Source organism: Streptosporangium sp. NPDC001681 (assembly GCF_040298085.1).
GTDB lineage: Bacteria > Actinomycetota > Actinomycetes > Streptosporangiales > Streptosporangiaceae > Streptosporangium.
In genome coordinates this window covers 26,323-36,119 of record NZ_JBEOZN010000104.1, presented here as the reverse complement: position 1 = coordinate 36,119, position 9,797 = coordinate 26,323, and the positions used below count along the sequence as shown (strand labels likewise).

Sequence of the window (9,797 nt, the reverse complement as noted above, 5' to 3'; positions counted from 1 at the left end):
AGGGAGCCGCAGCGTGCTGCGGTGACCGACGACAACGCGGCGAGGCGCCGCCTGACCGACCGCAGTAGGCAAAAGATCCGCAGGACAGGGCCTAGCCTCGCTTGCCGCATCGTCGCCGGTCGGCGGCCGTCGCCGATCCGACACCACGGGCGATCGGCCCAGGTGGAGGCCCCGGCCGTAGACTCTCGCGGCTTATGGTCGGCTAGAACCCGTACGGCGGCTTTGCCGCTGGTCGAGGTGCCCTTTTCGGTCCGGCTGTTAAACCGGTATCGGGGAGGGGTCATGGTCGCACCGCGCGCACGCCGGATCAACATTCCGCTGCGGCACGTCGCCCTGATGTGCGGCGGGATGCTGTTCGCCCTCCTCGCCAACGTGACCTATCTCCAGGGGCTGGACTCCGAGCGGCTCAACGAGGACCCGCGCAACCAGCGGACGATGATCGCTCGCTTTCACAGCCCCAGGGGGCAGATCCTGCTCCACGACGGCACGGTCATCGCGACCAGCCGGAAGGCCAGGAGCACCACCTACCGGTATCAGCGGTTCTATCCCGATGGCCCGCTCTACGCGGCGATCACCGGGCACTTCTCGCTCCACGGCGGCGCGGGCATCGAGCAGGCGGAGGAGGCCCTGCTCTCGGGAGGCGACCCCCGGGTGAGGGTACGCGGGCTGGTCGGGGGCACCCGCGGCGGCGCCACGCTCCGGCTCACCGTCGATCGCGGCGCCCAGCGGGCCGCCTACGACGGGCTGCGCGCCACCGGAAAGCCCGGCGCCGTTGTCGCGATCAACCCCCGCACCGGCGCGATCCTGGCCATGGTCTCGCTGCCCTCGTACGATCCCAACCTGTACGCGAGCTTCGACGCGGCCAGGCTGGACAGGGTGGACAAGCGGCTGCGGGGTGACCCCGCGAACCCGCTGCTGAACCGGGCGATCCAGCGGAACTACCCGCCGGGATCCACCTTCAAGGTCGTCACCGGCGCGGCGGCGCTGCACTCCGGGCGGTACGGCCTCGGCACCCACGTCAGCGCCCCGGCATCCCTGCGCCTCCCCGGCACCGGCACCTACCTGCGCAACTTCGGCGGCGATACCTGCGGCAACGGAAACCCGCCGCTGCTCCAGGCGTTCAAGCTCTCGTGCAACACCCCCTTCGCGAAGATTGGGGTCGACCTCGGCCAGGACGCGCTGCGCGAGCAGGCCGAGGCGTTCGGGTTCGACACGGACGATCTGGAGGTCCCCATGCCGGTGGCCAGGAGCGTCTACCCTCCCGTGCTGGACGACGCGCAGACCGCGATGTCGGCGCTTGGCCAGTTCGACGTCCGGGCCACCCCGCTCATGATCGCGATGATCGCGGCGGCGGTGGCCAACGACGGCTCGCTGATGCGCCCCCACCTCGTGAAGGACGTACGTCTCGCCGACGGCACGATGATCGACGAGACCGAGCCGTCGGCGTACCGCCGGGTGCTCGACACGGAGGAGGCCGAACGGCTCACCATGATGATGGTCGCCGCCACCGGGAAGGGGGGTACCGGTTCCGCCGCGGCCATCCGGGGGGTGAAGGTGGCCGGCAAGACCGGCACCGCGGAGAACGCCGCCAAGGGCAGGGCCCACGCGCTCTTCACCGGCTTCGCGCCGGCCGTCTCCCCCCGGATCGCCGTGGGGGTCCTGGTCGAGGGCGGCGGATCCGGAGGAAAGGTGGCGGCTCCCATAGCAAAAGCCGTCATGGCGGCGTTTCTGGGCGGTCAGGCGGAGTAGGCGGTGGGTTCGGGGGACGGGTGGCGGTCTCTGTTGCCGGAACCGTTATCGCCAAAGCCGTCATGGCGGCGTTTTGGGGCGGTCAGGTGGGAGTGGGTCCGGGTGGCGGCTCCCATCGCCAAGGCCGCCACGGAGACTTTTGAGGGTCAGGCGGAGTAGGCCCTGGCCTGGAGGCCGTAGAGGTCGGCGTACAGGCCGTCGAGGCCCATGAGCTCGTCGTGGGTGCCGTGCTCGACGACCTTGCCGTGGTCCAGGACATAGATCCGGTCGGCGTAGCGGACGCTGGCCAGCCGGTGGGTGATCAGTAGGACGGTGCGCCCGTCGGCGTGCTGCCGGATGCGTTCGAACAGGGCGTGCTCGGCACGGGCGTCCAGGGCCGCGGTGGGCTCGTCGCAGATCAGCAGCGGGGCGTCCCTGTGAAAGCCGCGGGCCACCGCGATCCGCTGCCACTGGCCGCCGGACAGCTCCTGGCCGTCCTTGAAACGCCGGTCGAGCAGCGTGCTGTAACCGTGCGGCAGCTCGGCGACCACCTGGTCGGCGCCCGCGACCTCGGCCGCCGCGACGAGCGCGGGTTCCCCCTTGTCGGTGCCCATGCTGATGTTGTAACGGGCGGTCAGCGGCCAGCGGGTGTGGTCCTGGGCGATGACCGCGATGCGGTGGCGCAGCTCGTCGGGATCGACCCCGGCCAGATCGGTGTCGTCCCAGCTGACCCGGCCGCCGTCCGGTTCGTACAGCCCGGAGAGGAGTTTGGCCAGCGTGGTCTTGCCCGAGCCGTTCTCCCCGACGAGGGCGATCACCTCGCCCTTGTCGATACGCATCGTGAGTCCCTGGAGCGCGGGGACGGTGGAACCCGGATAGGTGAAGACGACGTCCTCGGCGATGATCCGCTCGAAGCTCTCCGGCGCCCGCGCCGGCCGCCCGGCGGGCAGCCTGCGCTCCGCCTCCGCGCAGAAGTCGAGGAAGTCGGTGAAGTACAGCCCCTCCTCGTAGAGCCGGTTCGTGGCGAACATCAGGTTGGCCAGGTAGGTCTGGCCCGAGCGGATCGCCAGCACGGCGGTGCCCGCCACCGCCAGGGGGACCGCGCCCATCGCGAGCAGCACGCCCAGGGCCACGTAGACCACGGCGGTGCCGATCCCGCCCAGTGCCTCGCCGACGACCTTCGCGAGCACCTGCCGCCGGGCCAGGCCGAGCATGACCGTCTGCTCGGCGGTGGCCACCGCGTCGTACATCCGCATCAGGAAGCCGCGCATGGTGAACGAGCGCACCTCGGCGGCCGGTTCGCGCTCCGCGAGCAGCTCCGCGATGATCCATTTTCGGCGGCGGGCGGGGATCAGTGCGTACATGGTGGTGTAGCGCATGCGCGCGGAGCGGACCGCCGCCCAGGCGTCGGGCAGCACCGCCAACACCAGCAGCGGCAGCAGGACCGGGTGGAGCACCCCCAGCACGCCCGCCGCGGCGGCGATGCCGATGATCGCGGTCAGCGCGTTGATGGCCGTGACCACCACTTCGTCCGCCATGGACACCCCGCGAGCCCTGGCCCGCTGGAGCGTGTCGTGGAAGTCGGGGTCGTCGAAGGCCGCCAGGCCGACCTGGCTGGTCAGCCCGTACAGGCGCTCCTCGGCGATCCGGCCGACCTGGGGCTCTAACCGCGACTGAGCCCAGCCCGCGCCCGCCTGGGTGAGGGTACGCAGGGCCGCGGCCACGCCCACCAGGATCAGGCTCGGCAGGGCGGCCCGCACCCGCTCGGGAGTCGGGCCCGCCTCGAACAGCGCCGACAGCACCCCGGTCGTGGCGAGCAGCCCGAACGCGGTGAACACCCCGCCGAACAGGTTCAGAGTGATCGCGACGATGGTGTCGCGGGGACTGGCCAGCCACGCCAGCCTGACGGCCTGCGACACCAGCGCGGGAAGCCTGCGGGCGATGGTCAGGAAACCGACCTGCGCCATCTTGTCGGTGTGCGCGTACCAGTCGGAGAGGCTGAGCTCGCCAAGCTCGGGGGCCGGATCGGGGGGAGAGTCTGCCATGCGAGCAGTGTGAGCCGCCGCACCGGCGATGGCCATGGGATGGCCGGTTACGGTCGGCTGCGCCTCGCACGCGGACTGTCACGGTCCGCGACGGATCGCCGCTCCGAGACGGTGCGAGCGGTCGCGGCCGGGTGGCGGGGAGGCGGAACATGCCGGGACGGGATGATCTGCGGGCCGGAAATGGTCTAAGACTGGGCATGGTTCGGTAATTGATGTCACACTTTCTGTGACGGTTCTACCCTCGACCTCTTTAAGAGCCGATGACCCAGGAAACCGCACACGCTTCCCTCACCGGAGGCAACCTGCCGCTCGAACCCAACGGCTTCGTGGGGCGTGAAGCCGACGTGGAAGAACTCGCAGACCTACTGGGCGTCGCCCGGGTGGTGACCCTCTGCGGGGCGGGCGGCATCGGCAAGAGCAGGCTGGCGATCCGGGTCGCGACCCAGCTGGCGGAGGAGTTCCCCGGCGGTGTCTGGCTGGTCGAGCTGGCCGACGCGGTGCCGGGCGACCTGATCGAGCCCCGGGTGGCCGCCGTGCTCGGGGTCAAGGCCGAGCCGTCCCGCGCGCTGGCCGACACCCTGATCGACGCGCTCGGCGAACGGCGGCTGCTGCTGGTCATGGACAACTGCGAGTCGCTCATCGAGGAGTCCGCCAGGTTCTGCCGCGCCGTGCTCACCGTGTGCCCGGACGTACGCGTGCTCACGACCAGCCGCGAGCCCCTGCGGGTGGCAGGGGAGACCGTGTGGCGGGTGCCGCCGCTCAGCCTGCCCAGGAGTGAGGGCCACGACGTCGGCGCCAGCGAGGCGGTGCGACTCTTCGTCGACCGTGCCACCGCCGCCTCGCGGGGCTTCGCCATGACCGAGCAGAACGCGGCGGACATCGCCGGGCTCTGCGAGGCGCTCGACGGGATGCCGCTCGCCATCGAACTCGCCGCCGCCCTGTGCAGGGTGCTGACCGTGGAGCAGATCAACGCCAGGATCCGGGACCGGTTCCGGCTGCTGTCGGCGGGCGACAGAACGGCCCCGGCCAGGCAGCGGACGCTCAGGGCGACGGTCGACTGGAGCTACCAGTTGCTCAACGAGCCCGAGCGGATCCTGCTGCGGCGGCTGGCGGTCTTCACCGGCGGCTGGACGCTCGACATGGCCGAGCAGGTCTGCGCGGGCAACGCCCTGTGGGCCGAGGACGTTCTGGGGGTGCTCTGCGACCTGGTCGACAAGTCGCTGGTCCTGGCCGACGCCGAGGTCGCGGGTGAGACGCGCTACCGCATGCTGGAGACGATCCGCGAGTACGCCGCGGAGCAGCTCGAAGCCTCCGGCGAGGAACCCGAGTTCCGGCGGCTGCACCGCGACCACATGATCGAGCTCGCCGCCCGGATCCACCAGACGATAGTCCGGCGGCCCCGGCCCACCTGGGCCGAGATCTGCCCGATGCTGGTCATGCTGGACGAGCTCCAGGCCAACGTCTGGGCGGCGGTGCGCTGGTCGGTCGAGGCCGCGAGCGATCCGGAGAGCGCGCTCCGCCTCCTGGTGCTGCTCCGCTGGCCGATCATCGCCGGGGGGAGGTTCACCCCGACCGACAAGTGGCTGGACCGCCTGCTCGACACCGCCCCCGAGGAACTGGCGCCGTACGTGCGCGGCGACGCCCTCGCGCTGCGCGGGCAGGTGGCCTTCGGGCAGGGCGACCCGGACACCGCGCAGAGCGCCTGCACCGCGGCGGTCGAGCTGTGCCGCGAGACGGGCCTGCCCGGGCCGCTCAGCGGCGCGCTGGCCATCCTCGCCTGGGTGGCGATCTACCAGCGCCGCCCGGAGCGGGCCAGGTCCCTGCTGGACGAGGCGCTGGAGGCCGTGCACACCGTCGACGACCCGTGGCACGAGACGGTCATCCGCTCCATGGAGGGCACTTTCGCACTGTCGGAGGGCAGGGCGAAGGAGTCGCAGCGCTCCTTCGAGGCCGCGCTGGCCATCGCCCACGAGCTGGACAATCACTGGGCGGCGCCGGTGGCCCTCATCGGCCTGGCCCAGGTCGCCTGGCTCCGCGGCGACCTGGCGGAGGCCCGCGCCCACTACGAGCGCGCCCTCGACATGCTCCAGGACATCACCGCCCACTGGCAGTCCATCACCTGCCTGTCAGGTCTTGGCCGGATCGCCCTGGCCCAGGGAGACCTCGTCACCGCGCGGGCCAGGCTGATCGAGAGCCTGCGGCTCTGCACCGGGACCGGCCAGCGGCTCGGCGTGGCCCGCCGGATCGAGACGCTCGCCCAGCTCGCCCTCGCCGAGGAGGACGACCGCAGGGCGGTCCGCCTGGCCGGCGCCTCCGCCGCGATCAGGAGCGCGATGAGCGGCGCCGTGCTGCCGCCCGGGTTCGGGGCACGGATGGAGGAGCTGCTCCAGCCCGCCCGGGTACGCCTCGGTGACGCGCTGGTCGCCCAGCTGTGGGCGCACGGCCAGGAGATGTCCCAGGAGCAGGCGGTCCGCTACGCGCTCCAGCTCGACGAGCCGTGCGAGACGCCGGTGCTGCTCGGCAGGCCTCCGGTCATCGCCCCGCTGACCACGCTCACCTGCAGGGAGGCGGAGATCGCCGAGCTGATCGCCAGGGGAATGAGCAACAGGGCCATCGCCGACGAGCTGGTGATCAGCCCCGCCACCGCGGCCAGGCACGTCGCCAACATCCTGGCCAAGCTCGGCTTCTCCTCACGCACGCAGGTCGCCACCTGGGTCGTCGAGCAGAATCGGTCCTGACACGCGGGCCGGGAGCGGCTCGCGATCTCCGGTCGTGGGCTCGGCCGCGGGGTGGCCGGCCCGGAGCCGGCGAGAATCCGCGGTCACCGGGTCGGCCGCTCGGGCTCTACACACTCCGGGCTACACATGTGCGGGCGTGAAGATACATCTCGGGATACCTAGTCCGGAGTATGTCCCGGGGTCGCCGCCCGCCGTACGTTTTCCTGGTGTTCGACCGATGACGTCCAGCCTTCCGCACCGTGCCGGCCACAGTTCCGGTCCGGAACGGCGGGTCCACACCATCCCGGGCGTCTCGGTCGAGCACGTCGCGGTCGTCGCGTGTCCCGGTAGACGGCGAGGTCCCCTCGGAGGGGTGGGGGCCGGAGCCAAGGGCCGCACGCGGCAGCGGGCTCGAGTCGCGCAGGGCTCGAGCCCGCCTTCCGTTGTGGGGGACTGCGGCTCGGGGGGATCACTGGACATCTGGGGCGGAGGCCCCGTCCTTCGGGGAGGGGGAAGCACTGCTCGTTTTTCGCTTGGTGTGCGGGTGTGGCTCGGTGGGGTCGGGGGGTTCCGCGATGACCAGGTGAGGCATGTTCATCCGAACGCGGTGGAGCGCGCCCGTGTTCGCGCGGGGAGGCCTCCGGATTGCCCGGGCCGGCGAATCGCGAACCGGCGGACCCGGCGGGCAGGTCGGGTGCTGGAATCCCCGGCTTTCAAGGCATGGAAGGACGTCACGGGGCCGAATACACAGTCATCTACATACATCTGTCGATGCCCCTGTGGACAGGCGACCCTACCCTCATCGGAATGAGACCCACCTCGCCGTCCACCAGCTGCACACTCACCGAGGCGGTGTTCGGCTATGCGCACGGGCGAGGTGATCGGCCGGCCCTGATCGACCTCGGCGCCGGAATGGTGTACGGCTACCGCAGGCTGGCCGCGGAGGTGACCCGAGGAGCCTCGGGCCTGGTGCGGCGGGGGGCACGGCGGCGTCAGGTGGCCGGAATCCACGTGGACAGCGCGGTGGCCCAGACGTTGGCGGTGCACACGGTCATCGCGGCCGGAGGGGTGGCGGCGCCGATCACCTCGGGGTGTGCGGAGATGGCCGATCTGCTGGCCGAGTGGGAGGCACGGCTGCTCATCACCACTCCGCGCCTGGCGGACGCCTCGTTGCGGGCCGTGGAGGACTCGCGGGTCCGGCAGGTGATCGCGTTCGGCCAGGCCCGCGACACCGTCGACTTCGCCGACCTGCTGCTCCTGGAGCCCGTCCCGCTGCCCTTCCTCGACCCCGCGGTGCAGCCCGCCCTGCTGATCGAGGACGGAGGGGTGCTCACCCACCAGGACCTGATCACGAGGATGAGCCTGCTCGACAGGGGCACCGAGCTGGGGAAGTCCGACGTCCTCCTGGTGACCTGGCCACTGCGGTGCAGCCTGGCCCTGACCACCCTGATCGGGCTGGCGTTGATGCGCGGCTCCCTGGTCGTCGTGGCCCCGGGCCTCTCGTCCGAGGACCTGGCGGCGACCATCCATGACTTCGGCGTCACCGTCGTCGCGCTCTCCGACGGTGCGGTCCAGCGCGTCTGAGCCCGCTCACGGATTCTTACGAGCTCTTCTTCCCGCGGCGGCATCGAGCGCCAAGACCGGGTTGCGTTCACGAACATGGCGTACGAGCAGCCGAATCCGGGGGAGCCGGTCCCCCACCCCGGTGCCCAATATGACCGCTTTGTTTCCTCCTGGAGTGCTATTTCGTACTTCTTCATCTATGCGGTGCGCTGTGGTTTCGCGTGGGTGGGTGTCCGACCGATGCACTGTCACCGGAGGGTGTCATCTGGTGCTCATATCCCGGGATATGGAGCTGTTATCCGCGCGACCTTGACGGCGCTTGGTGCGGAGTGGCTTGATTGCCGTACTGACAACGTTGTCATATTCTCGGGGGTTTTGTGCACCCCAAACCCCGAAGGGACGGAGAGCTGTGCGACGACAGTGGATGGCAGCCGTCGCGGTCACCGTGGCGGGCCTGCTCGCCCTGACCGCCTGTGGTGACGGCGGCGGTGACGGTGCCACGCAGAGCCCGCAGGCCGACGCGAAGAAGAAGGTCGAGGTCTTCTCCTGGTGGACGGGACCCGGCGAGGCCGACGGCCTGAAGGCCATGAAGGAGATCTTCGAGAAGCAGAACGCCGGGCTTGAGTTCTTCGACGCGGCCGTGGCGGGCGGGTCCGGGGACAAGGCGCGGGCCCTGCTGACCACCAAACTGCAGGCCCAGACTCCGCCGGACACCTTCCAGGGGCACGCGGGCGCCGAACTTCAGGGCTACATCAAGGCCGGGCAGCTCGAACCGCTCAACTTCCTCTACGACGAGCTCAAGCTGAAGGAGGTCTTCCCCCAGCAGCTGATCGACCAGATCAGCGTCGAGGGCCAGGTCTACTCGGTGCCGGTCAACATCCACCGCTCCAACGTGATGTGGTTCAACCCGGCGGTGCTGAAGGAGGCGGGCGTCACCGAGGTGCCGAAGACGATCCCCGACTTCGTCGCGGCGCTGGAGAAGGTCAAGCAGAAGGGCAAGATCCCGCTCTCGATCGGCTCGGAGTGGACCATGGTCCACCTGCTGGAGAGCGTGCTGCTCGGCTCGCTCGGCACCGACGCCTACAACCAGCTCTGGACCGCGGGCTCCGACTGGTCGGGCCCGGCGATGACCAAGGCGCTCGACGACTTCAAGACGATCCTGTCCTACGCCGGTGACCCGGCCGACGACTGGCAGCCCGCGGCCAAGCAGGTGGCCGACGGCGAGGCCGCGTTCAACATCATGGGCGACTGGGCGTACGGCTACTTCCACAACCCGCCGGACGGCGGCCTGGGCAAGACCTCCAAGACCGACTTCGACTGGGCGCCTTCGCCGGGCACCGGCGGCACGTTCATGTGGCTCTCCGACAGCTTCACCCTGCCCAAGGGCGCGCCGAACCGCGACGGGGCGGTGGCCTGGCTGAAGGTGGCCGCGAGCAAGGAGGGCCAGGACGCCTTCAACCCGAAGAAGGGCTCCATCCCGGCTCGCAAGGACGCCGACACCGCCCTCTACACCGACTACCTCGCGGACGCGCTGAAGGACTGGGGCGGCGGCAAGCTCGCCGGTTCCATCCAGCACGGCGTGGTCGTGAACGACGCCTGGCGCGTCGCGATCAACGAGGCGGTCGGCCTGTTCCACGGAGACAAGGACGTGGCCGCGCTGCAGAAGGCGCTGGCCGAGGCCGCGAAGAACTCCGGGCAGTGATTTTCGGTACGGCCCGCGAAGGCGCGGGCCGTACCTCGCGGA

At 70.6% G+C, this 9,797-nt stretch carries 5 protein-coding genes; 4 read left to right on the top strand and 1 reads right to left on the bottom strand.

Features of this window, described 5'->3' with window-relative positions; genetic code table 11:
• The first annotated feature begins 282 nt into the window (after positions 1–282).
• Positions 283–1,749, top strand: coding sequence for a peptidoglycan D,D-transpeptidase FtsI family protein (locus ABT130_RS34960; RefSeq protein ID WP_350962858.1), 1,467 nt, complete (start codon positions 283–285; stop codon positions 1,747–1,749).
• A 146-nt stretch (positions 1,750–1,895) separates the two neighbouring features.
• On the opposite strand, the gene ABT130_RS34955 is transcribed toward ABT130_RS34960, so the two are convergent.
• Positions 1,896–3,773: an ABC transporter ATP-binding protein gene (locus ABT130_RS34955; RefSeq protein ID WP_350962856.1), complete on the bottom strand. Its 1,878-nt coding sequence runs from the start codon at positions 3,771–3,773 to the stop codon at positions 1,896–1,898.
• Positions 3,774–4,033: 260 nt separating this feature from the next.
• Here ABT130_RS34955 and ABT130_RS34950 point away from each other — a divergent pair, with 260 nt between their 5' ends.
• The 3 genes from ABT130_RS34950 (at position 4,034) to ABT130_RS34940 (ending at position 9,755) form a co-directional block, all read left to right on the top strand.
• The gene (locus ABT130_RS34950) at positions 4,034–6,511 is read left to right on the top strand and encodes an ATP-binding protein (RefSeq protein WP_350912100.1); all 2,478 of its coding nucleotides are present in this window, start codon (positions 4,034–4,036) and stop codon (positions 6,509–6,511) included.
• A gap of 786 nt (positions 6,512–7,297) precedes the next feature.
• The gene (locus ABT130_RS34945; RefSeq protein WP_350912102.1) at positions 7,298–8,074 is read left to right on the top strand and encodes an AMP-binding protein; all 777 of its coding nucleotides are present in this window, start codon (positions 7,298–7,300) and stop codon (positions 8,072–8,074) included.
• Between the two features lie 388 nt (positions 8,075–8,462).
• The gene (locus ABT130_RS34940) at positions 8,463–9,755 is read left to right on the top strand and encodes an ABC transporter substrate-binding protein (RefSeq protein WP_350912104.1); all 1,293 of its coding nucleotides are present in this window, start codon (positions 8,463–8,465) and stop codon (positions 9,753–9,755) included.
• Positions 9,756–9,797 lie beyond the last annotated feature (42 nt).